General features: G+C 63.6%; 22 protein-coding genes. 10 read left to right on the forward strand and 12 right to left on the reverse strand.

All coding sequences use genetic code 11. The features are described 5' to 3' along the window. Positions 1 to 68: 68 nt before the first annotated feature. The 3 genes from aroA to mgtE form a co-directional block, all read right to left on the reverse strand. Positions 69 to 1,415: a 3-phosphoshikimate 1-carboxyvinyltransferase gene (gene aroA, locus ACRARG_RS08840; RefSeq protein ID WP_432689649.1), complete on the reverse strand. Its 1,347-nt coding sequence runs from the start codon at positions 1,413 to 1,415 to the stop codon at positions 69 to 71. Between the two features lie 76 nt (positions 1,416 to 1,491). Then, positions 1,492 to 2,055, reverse strand: a complete 564-nt coding sequence (locus ACRARG_RS08845; protein WP_432691337.1) for a 5-formyltetrahydrofolate cyclo-ligase — start codon at positions 2,053 to 2,055, stop codon at positions 1,492 to 1,494. Positions 2,056 to 2,060: 5 nt separating this feature from the next. Continuing rightward, on the reverse strand, positions 2,061 to 3,455 hold the full coding sequence (gene mgtE, locus ACRARG_RS08850; protein ID WP_432689650.1) for a magnesium transporter: 1,395 nt from the start codon (positions 3,453 to 3,455) through the stop codon (positions 2,061 to 2,063). 122 nt (positions 3,456 to 3,577) lie between these two features. Here mgtE and guaD point away from each other — a divergent pair, with 122 nt between their 5' ends. Continuing rightward, positions 3,578 to 4,873, forward strand: coding sequence for a guanine deaminase (gene guaD, locus ACRARG_RS08855; protein ID WP_432689651.1), 1,296 nt, complete (start codon positions 3,578 to 3,580; stop codon positions 4,871 to 4,873). Positions 4,874 to 5,013: 140 nt separating this feature from the next. Here the strand turns inward: guaD and ACRARG_RS08860 are convergent, their stop codons facing one another. The 3 genes from ACRARG_RS08860 to ACRARG_RS08870 form a co-directional block, all read right to left on the reverse strand. Continuing rightward, entirely contained in the window at positions 5,014 to 6,351 is a 1,338-nt protein-coding gene (locus ACRARG_RS08860; RefSeq protein ID WP_432689652.1) for an 8-oxoguanine deaminase, read from the reverse strand. A 10-nt stretch (positions 6,352 to 6,361) separates the two neighbouring features. Continuing rightward, positions 6,362 to 7,150, reverse strand: coding sequence for a histidinol-phosphatase (gene hisN / locus ACRARG_RS08865; RefSeq protein WP_432689653.1), 789 nt, complete (start codon positions 7,148 to 7,150; stop codon positions 6,362 to 6,364). 103 nt (positions 7,151 to 7,253) lie between these two features. Then, complete coding sequence (locus ACRARG_RS08870; protein ID WP_432689654.1) at positions 7,254 to 7,622, reverse strand: helix-turn-helix domain-containing protein; 369 nt, start codon at positions 7,620 to 7,622, stop codon at positions 7,254 to 7,256. Between the two features lie 298 nt (positions 7,623 to 7,920). Here ACRARG_RS08870 and ACRARG_RS08875 point away from each other — a divergent pair, with 298 nt between their 5' ends. Next, positions 7,921 to 8,880: an NADPH:quinone oxidoreductase family protein gene (locus tag ACRARG_RS08875; protein WP_432691338.1), complete on the forward strand. Its 960-nt coding sequence runs from the start codon at positions 7,921 to 7,923 to the stop codon at positions 8,878 to 8,880. Here the strand turns inward: ACRARG_RS08875 and ACRARG_RS08880 are convergent. After that, complete coding sequence (locus ACRARG_RS08880; protein ID WP_432689655.1) at positions 8,867 to 9,769, reverse strand: LysR family transcriptional regulator; 903 nt, start codon at positions 9,767 to 9,769, stop codon at positions 8,867 to 8,869. The two genes, ACRARG_RS08875 and ACRARG_RS08880, sit on opposite strands and share 14 nt — an antisense overlap. A gap of 124 nt (positions 9,770 to 9,893) precedes the next feature. On the opposite strand from ACRARG_RS08880, the gene ACRARG_RS08885 reads away from it, so the two are divergent. Both ACRARG_RS08885 and ACRARG_RS08890 read left to right on the forward strand, forming a co-directional pair. Next, positions 9,894 to 10,109: a DUF1127 domain-containing protein gene (locus ACRARG_RS08885; RefSeq protein WP_432689656.1), complete on the forward strand. Its 216-nt coding sequence runs from the start codon at positions 9,894 to 9,896 to the stop codon at positions 10,107 to 10,109. Positions 10,110 to 10,228: 119 nt separating this feature from the next. Next, positions 10,229 to 10,966: a Bax inhibitor-1/YccA family protein gene (locus ACRARG_RS08890; RefSeq protein WP_432689657.1), complete on the forward strand. Its 738-nt coding sequence runs from the start codon at positions 10,229 to 10,231 to the stop codon at positions 10,964 to 10,966. A 61-nt stretch (positions 10,967 to 11,027) separates the two neighbouring features. Here the strand turns inward: ACRARG_RS08890 and ACRARG_RS08895 are convergent, their stop codons facing one another. The 5 genes from ACRARG_RS08895 to ACRARG_RS08915 all read right to left on the reverse strand — a co-directional run bounded on the left by ACRARG_RS08895 (position 11,028) and on the right by ACRARG_RS08915 (position 13,767). After that, positions 11,028 to 11,585 carry a GNAT family N-acetyltransferase gene (locus ACRARG_RS08895; protein ID WP_432689658.1) on the reverse strand — a complete coding sequence of 186 codons (558 nt, stop codon included), beginning with the start codon at positions 11,583 to 11,585 and terminating at the stop codon, positions 11,028 to 11,030. Between the two features lie 110 nt (positions 11,586 to 11,695). Then, positions 11,696 to 11,863 (reverse strand): 50S ribosomal protein L33, encoded by a 168-nt coding sequence (gene rpmG / locus ACRARG_RS08900; RefSeq protein WP_005630270.1) that lies wholly within the window; start codon positions 11,861 to 11,863, stop codon positions 11,696 to 11,698. Positions 11,864 to 11,977: 114 nt separating this feature from the next. Further along, entirely contained in the window at positions 11,978 to 13,018 is a 1,041-nt protein-coding gene (locus tag ACRARG_RS08905) for a YeeE/YedE family protein (RefSeq protein ID WP_432689659.1), read from the reverse strand. 43 nt (positions 13,019 to 13,061) lie between these two features. After that, complete coding sequence (locus tag ACRARG_RS08910; RefSeq protein WP_432691339.1) at positions 13,062 to 13,355, reverse strand: ArsR/SmtB family transcription factor; 294 nt, start codon at positions 13,353 to 13,355, stop codon at positions 13,062 to 13,064. Positions 13,356 to 13,416: 61 nt separating this feature from the next. Continuing rightward, entirely contained in the window at positions 13,417 to 13,767 is a 351-nt protein-coding gene (locus ACRARG_RS08915; RefSeq protein WP_432689660.1) for a thioredoxin fold domain-containing protein, read from the reverse strand. 111 nt (positions 13,768 to 13,878) lie between these two features. Here ACRARG_RS08915 and ACRARG_RS08920 point away from each other — a divergent pair, with 111 nt between their 5' ends. From ACRARG_RS08920 to soxA, 6 genes are all read left to right on the forward strand, one after another. Further along, positions 13,879 to 14,619 carry a cytochrome c biogenesis CcdA family protein gene (locus ACRARG_RS08920; protein ID WP_432689661.1) on the forward strand — a complete coding sequence of 247 codons (741 nt, stop codon included), beginning with the start codon at positions 13,879 to 13,881 and terminating at the stop codon, positions 14,617 to 14,619. 15 nt (positions 14,620 to 14,634) lie between these two features. After that, positions 14,635 to 15,207 (forward strand): SoxW family protein, encoded by a 573-nt coding sequence (locus tag ACRARG_RS08925; protein ID WP_432689662.1) that lies wholly within the window; start codon positions 14,635 to 14,637, stop codon positions 15,205 to 15,207. A gap of 177 nt (positions 15,208 to 15,384) precedes the next feature. Next, positions 15,385 to 15,864, forward strand: coding sequence for a sulfur oxidation c-type cytochrome SoxX (gene soxX / locus ACRARG_RS08930; RefSeq protein WP_432689663.1), 480 nt, complete (start codon positions 15,385 to 15,387; stop codon positions 15,862 to 15,864). Positions 15,865 to 15,879: 15 nt separating this feature from the next. Next, positions 15,880 to 16,302, forward strand: coding sequence for a thiosulfate oxidation carrier protein SoxY (gene soxY / locus ACRARG_RS08935; RefSeq protein WP_432689664.1), 423 nt, complete (start codon positions 15,880 to 15,882; stop codon positions 16,300 to 16,302). A 16-nt stretch (positions 16,303 to 16,318) separates the two neighbouring features. Continuing rightward, positions 16,319 to 16,648: a thiosulfate oxidation carrier complex protein SoxZ gene (gene soxZ, locus ACRARG_RS08940; protein ID WP_432689665.1), complete on the forward strand. Its 330-nt coding sequence runs from the start codon at positions 16,319 to 16,321 to the stop codon at positions 16,646 to 16,648. Positions 16,649 to 16,701: 53 nt separating this feature from the next. Then, the gene (gene soxA, locus ACRARG_RS08945; RefSeq protein ID WP_432689666.1) at positions 16,702 to 17,547 is read left to right on the forward strand and encodes a sulfur oxidation c-type cytochrome SoxA; all 846 of its coding nucleotides are present in this window, start codon (positions 16,702 to 16,704) and stop codon (positions 17,545 to 17,547) included. Positions 17,548 to 17,560 lie beyond the last annotated feature (13 nt).

Genomic DNA, 17,560 nt, shown 5'->3' on the forward strand with positions numbered 1-17,560 from the left:
TCTGTCCTTGCGTCCCGTCAGGAGGGTCAGACTAGCCCGACTGGACGCGCCTGTCACCGCCCCCGATGTCACACCCGGGCGAGCTTGGCCCCCAGACCGCCCATCAGCCCCTCGAAAATCGGGAAGGAAGTGGCGATCGGTCCGCCGTCATCCACCCGCACCGGCGCCTGCGCCGCCATGCCGAGGATCAGGAAAGACATGGCGATCCGGTGATCCAGACGGCTGGCCACCTCTGCCCCGCCTGGCACATTGCCATGGCCAAGGCCGGTGACGATCCACCAGTCTTCCCCGTCCTCGACCTCGATCCCATTGGCGCGCAACCCCACGGCCATCGCGTCGATCCGGTCGCTTTCCTTGACCCGCAGCTCCTTGACGCCCCGCATGACCGTCTTGCCCTCGGCAAAGGCCGCAACAACCGACAGCACCGGATATTCGTCGATCATGGAGGCGGCGCGATGCGGCGGCACCTCGATCCCCTTCAGGTTCGGAGAGAATTTCGCGCGCAGATCCGCCACCGGCTCCCCGCCCTCTTCGCGCGGGTTCTCATAGCTCAGGTCTGCCCCCATCTCCCGCAGCGTGTCGAAAAGCCCGGCGCGTGTGGGATTCAGCCCGATATTTGGCACCAGCACATCCGAGCCCGGCACGATCAGCGCCGCACAGACCGGGAAAGCGGCGGAGGACGGATCGCGCGGCACCTCGATCACCTGCCCCGTCAGCTCCGGCTGGCCGGTCAGGGTGATGATCCGGCCCTCATTTGTCACCTCAGTCGTGATCTCCGCCCCGAAGCCCGCGAGCATGCGTTCGGTATGATCGCGGGTCGCTTCCTTCTCGATCACGACGGTCTGGCCCGGCGCGTTGAGCCCGGCCAACAGAACCGCCGATTTCACCTGCGCCGAGGGCACCGGCACCTCATAGCGCACCGGCACCGGATCGGCCGCGCCGACGATGGTCATCGGCAGGCGCCCGCCCGCACGGCCCACCGCCCGCGCCCCGTAAAGCGCCAGCGGATCGGTCACCCGCGCCATCGGCCGCCCGTTGAGGCTCGCATCCCCGGTAAAGGTCGCGGTGATGGGGGAGGTGGCCATCGCCCCCATGATCAGCCGCACGCCAGTGCCGGAATTGCCGCAGTCGATCACGTGATCCGGCTCGGCAAAGCCACCGACGCCAACACCCTGCACCCGCCAGTTGCCACCGCCCAGATCCTCGACCTCCGCCCCGAAGGCGCGCATCGCCCTGGCGGTATCCAGCACGTCCTGCCCTTCAAGCAGGCCGGAAATCCGTGTCTCTCCGATGGACAGCGCGCCTAGGATCAGCGACCGGTGAGAGATCGACTTATCCCCCGGCACATGGGCCGTGCCCGTCAGCGGGCCGCAGGCGTCAGAGATCATCGGAATGGGGGTGCCATGGGCGGACATAGGGGGCCTCCTCGCTCGTGTCGGCGCGTCTTATCCGAAGGGGGACGCCGGGTAAATCCGGGAATGACGGGGGGCCTTACCGCCGCGGTTCGATCACGCCCCGTTCCGTCACGATCATGTCGAGCCGCTGGTCTGTTGCCTCCAGCGGCAGCTCCTCCGCCTCCTGCGCCGCATAGGCAAAGCCCATCGCCAGCACCGGCCCCTCCGCCCGGAGTTTCTCCAGCGTGCGGTCATAGTATCCGCCGCCATATCCCAGTCGCCCCCCCGCGCGGGAGAACGCCACCAGCGGCACGATGAGGATCTGCGGCACCATCGGCACCAGCGCCGCCGGAACCTGCGCGCCGAACGGCCCCTCGACCATCGGCACCTCCGGTTCCCAGAGCGCGAAGACCAGCGGCTGCCCCTCGCCGACGATCACCGGCACGCCGACCTCGCCATGGGCTGCGGCCTCCGCCATCGCAGGCAGCGGGTCGATTTCGGACCGGATCGGCATGTAGCCCGCGACAGGAACACCGCGATAGCCCGCCAGCACTTCGGACAGAACGCCACAGGCACCGGGGCCGGCCTTTGCATGCGCTGCCTTGCGCCGGGCAAAAGCGGCCTTGCGAGCCGCTGCTTTCTCCGCCGTACTGTCCGGCAGCAGGCTCACAGCAGGATCACCCCGGCGAGCCCGAGGAAGGCGAAGAAGCCGACGATATCCGTCACCGTCGTCACGAAGGCGCCTGAAGCCAGCGCCGGATCCACACCCACGCGATCCAGCACGACCGGCACCACCGTCCCCGCCAGCCCCGCGACCACAAGGTTGATCACCATGGCCGCCGCAATGACATACCCAAGCGCGGGCGATCCGAACCAGACCATCCCGACGATCCCCATCACCACCGCAAAGATCGCGCCGTTCACCAGCCCCACCAGACATTCCCGCCGGATCACTCGCCAGACGTTGGCCCCGGTAAGGTCCTTCGTCGCAATCGACCGCACCGCAACGGTCAGCGACTGCGTCCCCGCATTGCCCCCCATCGACGCCACGATGGGCATCAGCACCGCCAGCGCCACGAACTGTGCAATCGTCGCCTCGAACTGGGCGATCACAAGCGAGGCCATGATCGCCGTCACAAGGTTCACCGCCAGCCAGGGAAACCGGCGCTTGGTCGTGTCGATGACCCGGTCCGTCAGGGAGCTTTCCTCGCTCACACCGGCCAGACGCAGGATGTCCTCGTCATGTTCCTCGTCCAGCACGATCATCGCATCGTCGATGGTGATCACGCCAACAAGCCGGTCATTGTCATCGACGACAGGCGCTGAAATCAGGTGATACTGGTTGAACGCATAGGCCACGTCCCCCTCGTCCACCGTCGCATAAAAGGTGCGGAAGGACGGCTCCGTCAGGTCCGACAGCGGCATCGCGCGCCGCGCCGCCATCAGCTTGCCCAGCTGGACATGAGCAATCGGCTTCATCCGCGGATCGACAAGGATCACATGATAGAACTGCTCCGGCAGGTCTTCCCGTTCGCGCATGTAGTCGATGGCCTGGCCAACGTTCCAGAACTCCGGAACGGCGACGACCTCGCGCTGCATCAGACGGCCGGCGGATTCCTCCGGATAGGCCAGCGCCTGCTGCACGGCGACCCGGTCGCTGTCCTCCAGCGCATCCAGAATGGCGGACTGCTGCTCGTCCTCCAGATATTCGACAAGGTCCACGACGTCATCGGAATCAAGCTCCCGGACGGCTTCCTTGAGCACGTCGGGCTTGAGTATCGTGATAATCTCTTCCCGGATGGACTCGTCCAGTTCCGAGAGGATCTCCCCGTCGAATTCCTTGTCGTAAAGCAGGACCAGACGACGCCGGTCAAAGGCGTTGATCTGTTCCAGAAGGTCGGCGATGTCGGCCGCATGCAGCGGCTCCATCAGCTCGACCAGCTTGTCCCGATCATCGGTGTCGACACAATAGAGGATAGCGGCAATGGTCTTGGGGTCGAGGCTCAGATCATCCGTGTCCATACGCTCTTCCAGATCGACCTCCGCCACCTCGTCTTCCATGCCGCGCTCCTTCTTTTGCCTTTCCGTAATAGAGCGGGAATTGTGAAAGAAACAATGGCGCACCGGCAATTTACTGCCCGCCCGTGCCACGTTACGCTGCACTGCCGAAGCGGAGATCACCCATGCCCCACATCCTTCTGACCGGACGCCTGCTGCGTACTCTGGGTGACCCGTTCCATATGCCGCCGGAAGAGGCGCTCCGGATCGAAACCGGCTGGGGGCTGGTGCTGGAAGGCGGCCTGATCCGCGCCATGGGGCCGGTCGATGATCTGCGCAAAGCCCATCCCGATGCGACGGAGATCAGCTATGGCAATGACCTGATCTGCCCCGGCTTTGTCGACGCCCATGTGCATTACCCGCAGACCGCGATCATCGCCTCATGGGGCAAGCGGCTGATTGACTGGCTCAACAGCTATACCTTTCCGGAGGAGATGCGCTTTGGCGATCCCGCCTATGCGGCGGAGGTGGCCGCGCGGTATCTCGACCTGACCACGGCGCATGGCACAACGACCGTCTGCTCTTTCGCCACGATCCACCCGGCCTCCGTCGACGCGCTGATGTCAGAGGCGCAGGCGCGCGGCCAGCGCATCGTCACCGGCAAGACCTGCATGGACCGCAATGCGCCCGACGGCCTGCAGGACACCGCGCAGTCGGCCTATGACGACAGCAAGGCGCTGCTGGAGAAATGGCACGGCGTCGACCGCCTCTCCTACGCCATCACGCCGCGCTTTTCGCCAACCTCGACGCCGGAGCAGATGGCGGCCATGGGCGCGCTCTGGGCCGAATATCCGGACTGCCTGATGCAGACGCATCTTTCCGAACAGACCGATGAGATCGCCTGGGTCCGCGCGCTTTATCCGGAGGCGCGGGATTACCTCGACACCTATGAACAGCACGGGCTGCTGGGCGCAAATGGCCTTTACGGCCATGCGATCCACTTGGAGCCGCGCGAACGCGACCGGCTGCGGGAGGTGGGCGGCGCGCTGGCGCATTGCCCGACCTCCAACACCTTCATCGGATCGGGCCTCTTCGATATGGCGGGGCTGATGGCGGAGGGCCAGCGAATCGGGCTGGCCACAGATACCGGCGGCGGTTCTTCCTTTTCGATGCTGCGGACCATGGCGGCGGCCTATGAGATCGGCCAGCTGCGCGGCACGCCCCTGCATGCGGCGCAGCTGATCTGGCTGGCCACGGCCGGGTCCGCCGGGGCCCTGCGCATGGGCGACCGGATCGGCAGGCTGGAGCCGGGGCATGAGGCCGACCTCTGCATTCTCGACATGTCCTCCACCCCCGCCATTGCGCAGCGCGCCGCGAGGGCCGAGGACGGCTGGGAGGAGCTTTTTGCGACGATCATGATGGGGGATGACCGTGCGGTGCGGGCCACGTGGATCGGTGGAAAGGTGGCGGGGGAGCTGTGACGCGGGCCGGTCCCGGATGGGTGGAACCACCCATCCTACGCCGGATCTCTAACCCATGGCGCGCGCTCAAGCGCCCCGTAGGATGGGTGCTTCGCACCCATCCCCAAAGCGCACCCATCGCCGAAACCCGTGACGGGCGCCTACCCCGCCAGCGCCCGCGCCAGCCGGTTCGCCCTCTCCACGACATTTGGCAGGTCAATCGTCGCGACCTGTCCGTCACGCACGACCTGCCGACCCTCCACGAACAGATGCTTCACTCGCGTAGGTCCCGCCAGCAACAGCGCCGCGGGGTCCCAGGAGCCGGCGCTCTCGACCCCCGTTACGTCCCAGATCGCGACATCCGCCCGTTTACCAACCTCCAGCCGCCCGCAATCCGCGCGCCCCAGCACATCCGCCCCGCCCCGCGTCGCGATCTCCAGCGCTTCCCGCGCGCTCATCGCATCCGCCCCGCGCGCGACACGTTGCAGCAGCATCGACATCCGCGCCTCTGCGACCAGATTGCCCGCATCGTTGGAGGCAGAGCCATCGACCCCCAGGCCCACAGGCACGCCAGCGTCCCGCATTGCCCGCACTGGCGCGATCCCCGACCCGAGGCGACAGTTCGAACAGGGGCAATGCGCCACGCCCGTCCGCGACCGGGCAAAAAGGTCGATCTCCTGCCCGTCGAGCTTCACGCAATGTGCATGCCAGACATCGGGGCCGGTCCAGCCCAGCTCCTCTGCATACTGGCCGGGACGGCACCCGAACTGCGCCAGAGAATAGGCGATATCCTCGTCGTTTTCGGCCAGATGGGTGTGCATCATCACACCCTTATCCCTTGCCAGCACCGCCGCATCCCGCATCAGCTCGCGCGATACCGAGAACGGCGAACAGGGCGCCACGCCGACCCGCACCATCGCGCCCTCGCGGGGGTCGTGAAAGGCGTCGATCACCCGGATGCAATCCTCCAGAATCGCGCCCTCTGCCTCGACCAGCCCATCCGGCGGCAACCCGCCCGCGCTTTCCCCGATGCTCATGGCACCGCGTGTCGGATGAAACCTCATCCCAAGCTCTTTCGCCGCTGCGACCGTGTCATCCAGCCGCGCGCCGTTAGGGTAAAGATACAGATGGTCAGAGCTCAGCGTGCATCCCGATAGCGCCAATTCTGACAGGCCGAGCAGGGCGGAAACATGCATCTCCTCCGGCCCGAACCGGGCCCAGATCGGGTAGAGCGTCTTGAGCCAGCCAAACAGCAGCGCATCCTGCCCGCCCGGCACGGCCCGGGTCAGGGTCTGATACAGATGATGATGCGTATTCACGAGACCCGGCGTCACGACACAGCCGCCGGCCTCCACAATCTCCGCCCCTTCGGGTGCGACAAGTCCGGTGCCGATCTCTGTGATGACCCCTCCGCGCAGAAGGATATCCGCCTCCGATAACTCCCGACGGGCGCCGTCCATCGTCAGGATTGTCCGGGCTTTACGGATCAGGATCGTCATCGCCACCCCTTCAGGTAAATCTCTGCAAACGCTCCAGCGCAGCTGCGTGCAGTTCCGCATTGGCAGCCGCCACGCAGCGCCCGCCCTGATGCACCGGATTGCCGGACCAGTCCGTCACGATGCCGCCCGCCGCCTGCACCACCGCGATCGGCGCCTGGATGTCATAGGCGTTGAGCCCGGCCTCGATCACCAGATCGACATGCCCTCCGGCGAGCAGCGCATAGGCATAGCAATCCATCCCGTACCGCACCAGCCGCACCTCGCTGGCGACGGCGGCGAACCCGTCCCGCTCCCGCGTCGTGCCGACTTCGGGAAAAGTGGTAAAGAGCGTCGCATACTCCAGGTCGGTCACGCCGGATGTCCGCAGCTCCGTCGCGCCCTGCGGCCCGGCACAGCTGGCCCGGCCGAATCCGCCCTCGAACCGTTCACCGATATAAGGCTGGTCGATCAGCCCGAATATGGGGCCCTTCTGATCCGACAAAGCGATCAGAACGCCCCATGTCGGCGTGCCGGAAATGAATCCGCGCGTGCCGTCGATCGGATCGATCACCCAGGTCAGTCCGGACGACCCCTCTGATGTGCCGAACTCTTCGCCCAGCACGCCGTCCAGCGGACGCCGCCGGGCCAGAACGGCGCGGATCGCTTTCTCTGCCGACAGATCTGCCTGTGTGACCGGGTCGAACCCGGTTTCCAGCTTGTTGTCGGCGGCCAGGCTGCGGGTCCGAAAATACGGAAGGATCGCCGCACGGGCCGCATCCGCCATTTCATGGGCGGTCTGGGTGATGTCCTCGATATCCATGCCTAGGGCGTAGCAGGACGCGCCAGTCCCGTCAGCAGCATTCGCGCGCAACGGCCTGACAAAATTCAGGGTTTCGGGACCTGAGAACAGTCACCGGCCCAGGTCAGGCAACGTCGCTCAGCACCCGGGCAAGTTCGAACAGACGGCGCCGCTGTGCTTCCGGGATCGCATAATAGGACCGCACGAGGTCCAGCGCTTCCTTGTCACCCAGAATATCAGCCGGAATGGAGGACGAAGGCTTGACCTCCTCACCCTCGTTCAGCCCGTCGAAAAAGTAGCTGACAGGCGTTTCAAGCGCATCCGCGATGTCCCAGAGACGGCTGGCACTGACACGATTCGCGCCCGTCTCGTATTTCTGAATTTGTTGAAACTTAATGCCGACACGCTCTGCCAGCTGCTGCTGGGTCATGCCAACCAGCCACCGGCGATGGCGAATCCGTTTTCCGACATGAACATCGACCGGATGGGTCATACGTTGCTCCTTAAATAAAGTCCGATGGGATCCGCCCCCCGCCACGATCCAGCCGACACAACCAATAGTTGTCTCACCCGGAAAACCTATCCCATAGGATAAGATAAAAGTTAGCACCATCTTTCCGATGCGCAATAGGCAACAACGACGCAAAGCCGATTTACCCTAGCGTCAGCACAACCGCTAAGGTCATTTGCGTATACAATAAGGTGCAATTGCCGTTATTGGTCAGCACATGCACCACACCTTCGTGGTCTCACAACGCTCCGAAACCAATGATTCTACAGGCCGGATACACATGAAGGCTTTTCAGCTGTCCGAATTCGATCAGAAACCAAAATTATGTATCTTAGATAAATGTCAAGCTGGCAGTGGTGAGATACTGGTGCGCAATCTGGCCTGCGGTCTGAATTTCGCGGACCTGCTGATGATCCGCGGGAAGTATCAGGACATTCCCGATCTGCCGTTCACTTTGGGGATGGAGGCCTCCGGGATTGTCGAGGCGATCGGCCCGGACGTGGACAACATCGCCCCGGGCGACCGCGTCGCCGTTTTTGGCGGACAGGGTGGGCTGGCCGAATTTGGCGTATACCCCGCCAGCCGCGCGGTGCATCTCCCGGACGAACTCGACCATGTCAAAGCGGCCGCATTGCAGATTGCCTATGGCACCAGCCACGTCGCCCTGGATCATAAAGCACGGCTAAAGCCGGGCGAAACTCTGGTCGTTCTGGGGGCAGCTGGCGGGGTTGGCCTTACAGCAGTCGAACTGGGCCATCTTATGGGCGCAACCGTGATTGCTGTGGCCCGTGGTGAGGCGAAACTGGAGATCGCCCGAAGCGCAGGTGCGGACCACGTTATCGACGCAGAAGACCCGGACATCAGGGACAGGATCAAATCCCTTGGCGGCGCTGATGTCGTGTATGATGCCGTCGGAGGCGATCTGTTCCGCGCCGCCTTCCGGGCGATGAAACCAGAGGGGCGGATCCTCGTGATCGGCCATGCCTCGGGCGATGTCCCCCAAATCCCGGCCAACCACCTTCTGGTCAAGAATATCGATGTGCTCGGCTTCTACTGGGGCGGCTACATGAAGTTCCGGCCCGAAGTGATCACAGACAGCCTTACGACTCTCTTCCAATGGGCGGCAGAGGGCCGGATTACCCCGCATATCAGCCACGTGCTGCCGCTGGATCAGGTATCCGAGGGGCTCAGCATTCTCAAAGAGAGGCGCTCCACCGGGAAAATCGTCATAACGATCTGACCCTGTCCTCTTCTGCGCCGGAACTCCGTGCTCCCGCCGGTGCCCCGGCAAACCCGGTGCGCAGGATGGCGGTCAGCCGGGTCAGAACTTCGCCTTTCCCCCGATCCTGAGCATACATGCAGATCTTCTGGAGCCCGAGCTGCGGCAGCTCACCATCATGTGCGATTCGGGCCAGCTGCAGGGGCTCCGTGCCCTCGATCATGGCGCCGATCGCCAGATCCGCCGATATCGTCGCCTCAACCGTCCGGTCCTGCTCCGTTTCGACGGCATTCTCCCAGTCGATTCCCGCATCTTCCAGCGCCGAGATCGCCGTCGGACGGAACATGCAGGTGCGCGCAGCCGCGTAACGGATCGGACGCTGGCGCCATGCGGATCCGCCCGGCGCACCGATCCAGCACAGCGGCCGCTCGTCCAGCAGCTCTGCATCCGCATCAGGGACGCGTTCGGTGGTCAGGATCACATCCGCAGTGCCCTTGCGAAATTCTTCCTTCAGCAGGGAGGTGTAGCCGGACACGAGGTTCACCTTCATGCGCGGAAATTCAGCGTTGAAGCGCTGCAACACCCGCGGGATGACCGGGTAGACGATGTCATGAGGGACACCAATCACGATCTCGCCTTCAAAAACTTTGCTGGTCAGCCGCAAGAGCGCCTCGTCATTCATCTCGACGATGCGCCGCGCATAGCCCAGAAGCTGCTCCCCGCTGGGTGTCAGCGTGACCTTGCGATTGGCCCGGTCCAGCAGAACGACGTCCAGCATTTCCTCCAGCCTTTTCAACTGCATGGAGACCGCAGACTGGGTGAAATTCAGCACGCCCGCCGCCCGTGTCACACCACCCTGATCGGCCACGGCGACAAAGCTGCGCAGCGCGGTCATGTCCAGATTTCGCATCAATCAATCTCCGTGATGTTTGCCGTCAGAAACATTCATTTTGAGAATTTACCGCCCCATGCCATATCCATCAACATAAATCATCAACCTGGAACCAAGCATCACGAAATCGAAAGGCTAAACCATGTCCACCGTCCTCCGTTCCACCGCCCCCTCCTTCTCCCTCCGGCCCGGTCAGCTGATCGCCGCGACCTTCTCGCTGCTCGCGCTCAGCCGGTCCCGCGCACAGCTCGCGCAGCTCGACGGCGCGGCGCTGGAAGACATCGGTGTGAGCCTTGATCAGGCCAAGCGTGAGGCCTCCCGGCCGGTCTGGGATGTGCCCTGCAACTGGCTGCGCTGATCCCCGAATGCGAACCGTTTACAAATCGGTCGCAAGAACCTTGAAAACGCAGCCCGCAGCCCCGATATTGGTCCGGACCATCCACAACGGATTGTCCGGATCTTTTATCGGAGGCTTTAATGGCTGAATTCAACACGATGCGCGCAGCGGCTGGCACACGCACCGCAGCCATCGACGAAGGGCTCCGCGCCCACATGAACAAAGTCTACGGGACGATGTCCGTCGGCATGGTGCTGACCTTCCTCGTCGCCTGGGCTGTCGGGACGTCCCCCGCGCTTCTGTCTGTTTTCCGTGACCCGATGACGCTGCAGCCGAACATCCTCGGCTGGATTGTGATGTTTGCCCCGCTGATCATGGTGTTTGCCTTCAGCGCAGCGATCAACCGCCTGTCTGCCGCCGGCGCACAGCTCTTCTTCTACGCCTTCGCGGCGGTAATGGGCCTGTCGCTCAGCTGGATCTTCGTGGCCTTCACCGGCTTCTCCATTGCACAGGTCTTCCTCGTGACGGCGATCGCCTTCGCGGGTCTGTCGCTCTACGGCTATGTGACCAAGAAGGACCTGTCCGGCATGGGCACCTTCCTGATGATGGGCGTGATCGGCTTGATCGTGGCCTCGATCATCAACATCTTCGTGGCCTCGTCGGCGCTGCAGTTCGCGATCACCATCATCGGTGTGCTGATCTTCGCGGGCCTGACGGCCTACGATACGCAGTCGATCAAGAACACCTATGTGCAGCACGCGGCGCATGGCGATCAGGAATGGCTGGGCAAGGCCGCCATTATGGGCGCGCTGAACCTCTACCTCGACTTCATCAACATGTTCATGTTCCTGCTGCAGCTGCTGGGCAACCGCGAATAACGCGGACGGAACATCCCGAATTGAAAGGGCCGGTCACAGCGACCGGCCCTTTTCCTTTGCCTCAGGTTTCCGACAGATGCCGCATCTGCACCGCCGGGAACAACGCGCCGGTTGGCAGCCGCACCTCGATCCGGGCGACAGTCTTGAACCCAAGTTCCAGGTAAAACGGCTCCCCGGTCAGCGTGCTCTGTACCCTGAGCTCCGTCACCCCCGCAGACCGGGCAGAGCCGAAGACGCGGCTCAGGATGCGGGTCCCGACCCCGCAGCGCGCGACCTCCGGATCGACAGCCACATGCCGCACGTGACCCACGCCATAACGCCCCGGCGCCCCATGCGGGGAGGCATCGGTCCAGCCACCCGCCCCCACGATCCGCTCCCCGATCTCTGCCAGGAAATACGTCCCGCAGCTCAGCAGTGATGGCCGGGCGAGGGAGATGATCGGCAGCGTCTCCCGCAGCAGGTCGGGCGGGTAGTCCGGCGCCAGCAGCGCCCGGTAGGAGCGGGCGAGCATCCGGCTCACCCCCTCCGTATCGGCGGGCATGGCAGGGCGGATGATCAGATCACTTAAACCGGGGCCGGGGGGCGCATCCGGCGCGGCACGAAGGGAATGGAGGGACATCGGGCGAGTCCTTTACTCTGCGTCAATCGGGGAGGAGGCAGAGGGCGGCCCGAAACTGAAAGAGCCGCGCTCTGCGGCGCGGCTCTCATGTCTTTCAAAGGTTTTCGATCTTACTTGATCTTGCCTTCTTTGTATTCGACATGCTTCCGCGCGACCGGATCGTACTTTCGTACGGTCATCTTTTCGGTCATGGTACGTGCGTTTTTCTTGGTCACGTAGAAATGGCCCGTGCCCGCGGTCGAGTTCAGACGGATCTTGATGGTCGTCGGCTTCGCCATTTTCTTAACTCCTGCACCGGGCACGCTTCGCGCCCGCGAAATCTATGAAGCCTGCCTTTTACCGATGCTCCGCCCTGAGTCAACTCCCGGAATGGCAAAAATCCCGCGCTGCGGTCATTCCGCCGGGCTGAACCCTTCGATCAGCTGCCGCAGACCGATGGCCGCACCGATGAAGATCGCGATCAGGGCGACAGGCGCGCTGAAGCTTAACAGGGAAAAGGCCGTGATCCCCTGACCAATCGAACAGCCAAGGGCCAGAACCGCGCCCGGCCCCATCAGCGCAGCCCCCAGGATCTGGCGTTTCAGCTCGCGCGGGTCCTCGCAGGCCTCCCACCGGAAATGGCCGCGCCGCCACGACCCGGCCAGCGCGCCCACCAGCACGCCAAAGACGGAGCCTACGGCGAATGTCGGCCCGAACCCCGAGGCCGTCATGATCCACAAAAGCGATTCGCCCAGCGGGCGGGCAAAGCTGTGCGACACGACAGGCAGGTGGTCGAACCCATGCGTCGCGACCCATTGCGTCCCAATCCAGCCAGAGGTCACAGCCAGCCCCACTGCCGCGCCCCAGCCGATCATCGCCCGCGCGCGCCGCATCTGGGCCGAGGCCAGCGCAACGGCGATCAGCCCCCCGCCCACCACCAGCCCCGGCACCCAGGGCGCCACCGGCAGAAGCTGCGACAGGCTCTGCGCCCGGACAGCCGGATCATCGGGAAAGAGCGCCACCCGCAGGTAGGCCAGCGGACCGGAGATCGTGGCATAGGCCGTCAGACCCATGACGACGACGATCACCAGCGACCGCAGATCGCCGCCACCCAGCCGGGCCAGCGCGCCGTAGCCGCAGTTTCCGGACAGGGCCATGCCATAGCCGAACATCAGCCCGCCCAGCACCGTGCCCAGCGGTGTCCAGGCGCGGGCGATATAGATCGTCTCCTCACTGCGGAGCCAGCCCAGCGACATCGCCAGATGTGTCGTGATGACGGCCACGCCAATCGCCACGCCCCACATGCGCAGCCGCCTGTCATCCGATGAATAGAGAAAGTCCTCAATCGCGCCGAGCGTGCAGAATCGACCATACCGGGCCGCAAGTCCCAGCACCAGACCACCGACAAACCCAACGCAGACCACAAAAGTGGCCTCGCTCACATAGTCGAGCATCTCCTCGCTCCGTTCCTGACCCTCCGCGCCTCAGCGCAGCGGATCACTCCTCCCGACAGAACAGGTCGTAGATAACGTCCATGATCCGCTTGGAGCGGTCATCCGTCAAACTGTAATAGATTGTCTTGCCGTCGCGCCGGGGCTGCACCAGCCCCTCCAGCCGCAGCCGCGACAGCTGCTGCGACACGGCGGCTTGCCGGGCCGACAGCAGGTCCTCCAGCTCCGTCACCGTTTTTTCGCCGGAGGCGAGGTGACACAGGATCATCAGCCGCCCCTCATGGCTCAGACATTTGAGAAAGTTGGTCGCGGCTTCGGCCTTCTTCTCCAGCCGGTCCATATCGTCAGCGCAGAGACCCCGGTCGAAGATCGACCCTTCGACACCCTGCCCACCGGCATTGTTATCCAGCATGGTCACTCAAATCCTCCCCGGCATCTTCAAGCATCCGGTCCAGCAGGCCCCAGAAGAAGTCCTCTCCAGGATAGCCTTCTATGCGGCTCAATTCCACTCCGTCACGAATCAGCACGAATGTCGGCGTGAAGTGTAGCGGCCGCGCCAATTGCAGATCCGAGACATCTGCCTTCACATCGACCCGGTGCAACGGCGCCGCCGCGCCCTCTTCGGTCTTGTGATAGGCATCGCCCACCTCGGCATTCCAGCGCGCGCAGTAGATGCAGCCTTCTTCTTCGGCCATCAAAAGATAGGTCTCCGCCACGGCCGAAATCGGCAGGGCGACCAGCAGAAGGGACAAAAGCGGTCCAAACAGTTTCATGATGCCAAAAACCTTAACACGGATTGACGTGGCGCAGTCGGCTAAACATAATTAAATATCTGAATTTATCAATGCCAAGGCGACCTCCGCATGCTCGATGTCACTTTTTTGGGCGCATTCGTCGCAGGACTCCTGTCCTTTCTGTCGCCCTGCATTCTGCCGATGGTGCCCTTTTACCTGTCCTACCTCGCCGGGACCGGCGTCCAGACCGTCGCCCAGACCGGAGTGACCCCTCCCGGCCTGCGCCGCCGCGCGGTTATCGGCGCGCTGTTCTTCGCCGCCGGGATCATCACGGTGTTTGTCGGCCTCGGGGCAACCGCAACCGTCTTTGGCCAGATGGTGCGCGACTGGTTCGGCGTCCTGAAATACGTGGCCGCCGCGATCATCATCGTCATGGGCCTGCATTTTCTGGGCGTCATCAAGATCGGTATCCTCTATCGCCAGCTCCGCGCCGATAACGCGGCGCAGAACACCGGGGGCTTCCTTGGCGCCTATATCATCGGCCTCGCCTTCGCCTTCGGCTGGACGCCCTGCGTCGGCCCGGTACTTGCGACGATCCTCTTTACCGCCGCCGGGGCCGACACGGCCAGCCGTGGCGCCATGCTGCTTCTGACCTATGGTCTGGGCATGACCCTGCCCTTCGTGCTGGCCGCCGGATTCATCGGCCCCTTCCTGCGCTTCATGGCGCGGTTCCGCCGGCACCTCGGCACGATCGAAAAGATCATGGGCGCGCTGCTGATCCTGTTTGGTGTGCTGATCGCCACGGACAGCGTGAACCTGATCGCCCAATGGATGCTTGAGAATATATCGTGGTTCGAAACCATCGGATAATCCCGGGAGGATGACATGAAACCCCTGCGCAAGACCCTCGCCGCCCTGATCGCCAGCGCCGCCCTCGCCCTGCCCGCCCTCGCGGCGGAACTGGGCGACGACGGGCTTCATAAGGCGCCCTGGCAGATGGATACGTTCAAGGACCTGCGCGACGACCTTGCCGAAGCCACCGCCGAAGGCAAACGCCTGATGCTGATCGTCGAACAGCGCGGCTGCATCTACTGCAAGAAGATGTACGAAGAGGTCTTCGTCGTGCCGGAGATCGAGCAGCTGCTGACGGAGGATTACTTCGTCGTCCAACTGAACATGTTCGGCGATGTGGAGGTCACCGATTTCGACGGTGAGTCGCTCCCCGAGAAAGAGATGATCCGCAAATGGGGCATGCTTTTCACCCCCACGATGGTCTTCCTGCCGGAAGAGGTTCCCGAAGATCAGACCGCCGCCCAGGCCGCCGTCGCCACGGTGCCCGGCGCCTTTGGCAAAGGGACCACGAAGAACACGCTGACCTGGGTTCTGGAAAAGGGCTACGAGGGCGATGAACCCTTCCAGAAATACCATGCCCGCAAGCTGAGCGAAGGGGCTGAATGAGGCTTTGATGTCTCTGCCATGCAGCTCTATAACGGGGCCGGAACCCGCCCCGCAATGCCGCATTGCGGCATAAAAACAAGGCCAAACCGTCAAATCATAAAATTCATGTCTATGAATTTGTTGTTGCGTGCGAAGGCCGGTGTGCCGTAGTATCCAGCCAAGTCTGAGGGAGGAAACATGAAACGAACGGTCCTTATCGCGTCCGTCGCAGGCCTTGCCGCCACCGCCGCCCTGGCGGAGGTTACGGCCCCGACGGATGTCACCTACTCCGAATACGGAGAGATCGAAACATCGCTGACCGGCGTGCCCGGCGACGCGGCAAACGGCAAGGTCATCATGACCACCCGGTCCAAGGGCAACTGCGTGGCCTGCCACGCGATTGACGCCCTGAGCGACGCGCCCTTCCACGGAGAGGTCGGACCGGCGCTGAACGGGCTCGCCGAATACCGGACGGAGCCGGAATTGCGCGGCATCGTCGCCAATGCCAAAATGACATTCGACGGCACTGTGATGCCGGCGTTCTACAAGACCAACGGCTATATCCGTCCCGGTGACGGCTATACCGGAAAGGCCGCCAATGGCGACCTGCCCCCCATCCTCACGGCTCAGGAAATCGAAGACGTTGTCGCCTTCCTGATGACCCTCAAGGACAGCTGACGAGAGGAATTTCCTATGGAATTGAACCGACGTGAAACTCTGGCGCTTGGTGCCGGCGCGGCCCTGATGACGGTCCTGCCCTTCCGCGCCTTCGCCTCTGCCTCCGACGACCTGATCGCCGAATTCACCGGCGGTGCGGAGGTGACCGAGGGCGGCGCGCTGGAGCTGACCGCCCCCGAAATCGCGGAGAACGGCAACACCGTTCCAATCGCCGTTTCCGCCGAAGGCGCGAGCGCCATCATGGTGCTGGCAACCGGCAACCCGACCCCGCCGGTCGGCACTTTCACCTTCGGCCCGCTGGCCGGGTCGCGCTCTGCCTCGACCCGCATCCGTCTGGCCGGAACCCAGGACGTCGTCGCCATCGCCAAGATGGAAGACGGCACATTCACCCGCGCCGCCAAGACCGTGAAGGTCACCATCGGCGGCTGCGGCGGCTAACAGAGGAGCAACGACAATGGCATCTGGTGTCAAACCCCGCGTCAAAGTCCCCAAATCGGCCGCCGCCGGCGAGACGATCACGATCAAGACACTGATCTCTCACCCCATGGAAAGCGGCCAGCGCAAGGACAGCGACGGCAACAAGATCCCGAGTTCGATCATCAATCACTTCACCTGCGACTTTAACGGCCAGAACGTGATCGACATCGTGATGGAGCCCGCAATCTCCACCAACCCCTACTTCGAGTTCGACGCAGTTGTGCCCGAAGCCGGTGAGTTCACCTTCACCTGGGAAGACGACGACGGCTCGACCTATACCGAGACGAAGGCGATCGAGGTCAGCTGAAACGACACCAGCCCCCGCCCGCCGGGGGCCGGTCACTCAGGGAGGATAACGATATGAAATTCAAGGCACTGACGGCGCTGGCACTGATCCTCGCACCGATGGCCTATGCCGGTGGCGCCGATGATGATGAGCTGATCATCAACGGCGATCTCGAGATTACCACCAAGGCCGCCGCGCCGGCCCATCTGGATGGCGCCTTTGACGAGGTCATCTCCGGCTGGCACTTCCGCGACGACGGCACCCAGGCCATGGAAATGGATGACTTCGACAATCCCGGCATGATCTTTGTCGATCAGGCGCGGGACATGTTCGCGGCCGCCGATGGCTCGGAAGGCAAATCCTGCGCGTCCTGCCACGATACGCCGGAGGCGCTGGCCGGCGTCAAAGCCGTCTATCCGAAGTGGAGCGAAGAAGCCGGCGAAGTCCGCACGCTTCAGATGCAGGTCAACGCCTGCCGCACCGAACGGATGGGCGCGGAGGCGTGGAAATACGATTCCGGCGACGCGATCAACATGGAAGCGCTGCTGGCGTCCGTGTCGCGCGGCATGCCGGTGAACGTGGCCATCGACGGCCCCGCCGCCGAGACCTGGGAACAGGGCAAGGAGCTTTACTACACCCGGACCGGTCAGCTGGAACTGAGCTGTGCCAACTGCCACGAGCAGAACTACGGCAACTACATCCGCGCCGACCACCTGTCGCAGGGCCAGATCAACGGTTTCCCGACTTACCGGCTGAAGAATGCCAAGCTGAACGGCTCGCATTCCCGCTTCAAGGGCTGCATCCGTGACACGCGGGCAGAGACCTATGCCACGGATTCCCCGGAATTCGTTGCGCTGGAGCTCTATGTCGCCTCCCGCGGCAACGGCCTGTCGGTCGAGGGCCCCTCGGTCCGCAACTGATCAAAGACCCCGC

The sequence above is a fragment of the Pseudooceanicola profundi genome (genome assembly GCF_050897955.1).
In the GTDB taxonomy this organism is placed as follows: Bacteria; Pseudomonadota; Alphaproteobacteria; order Rhodobacterales; family Rhodobacteraceae; genus Pseudooceanicola.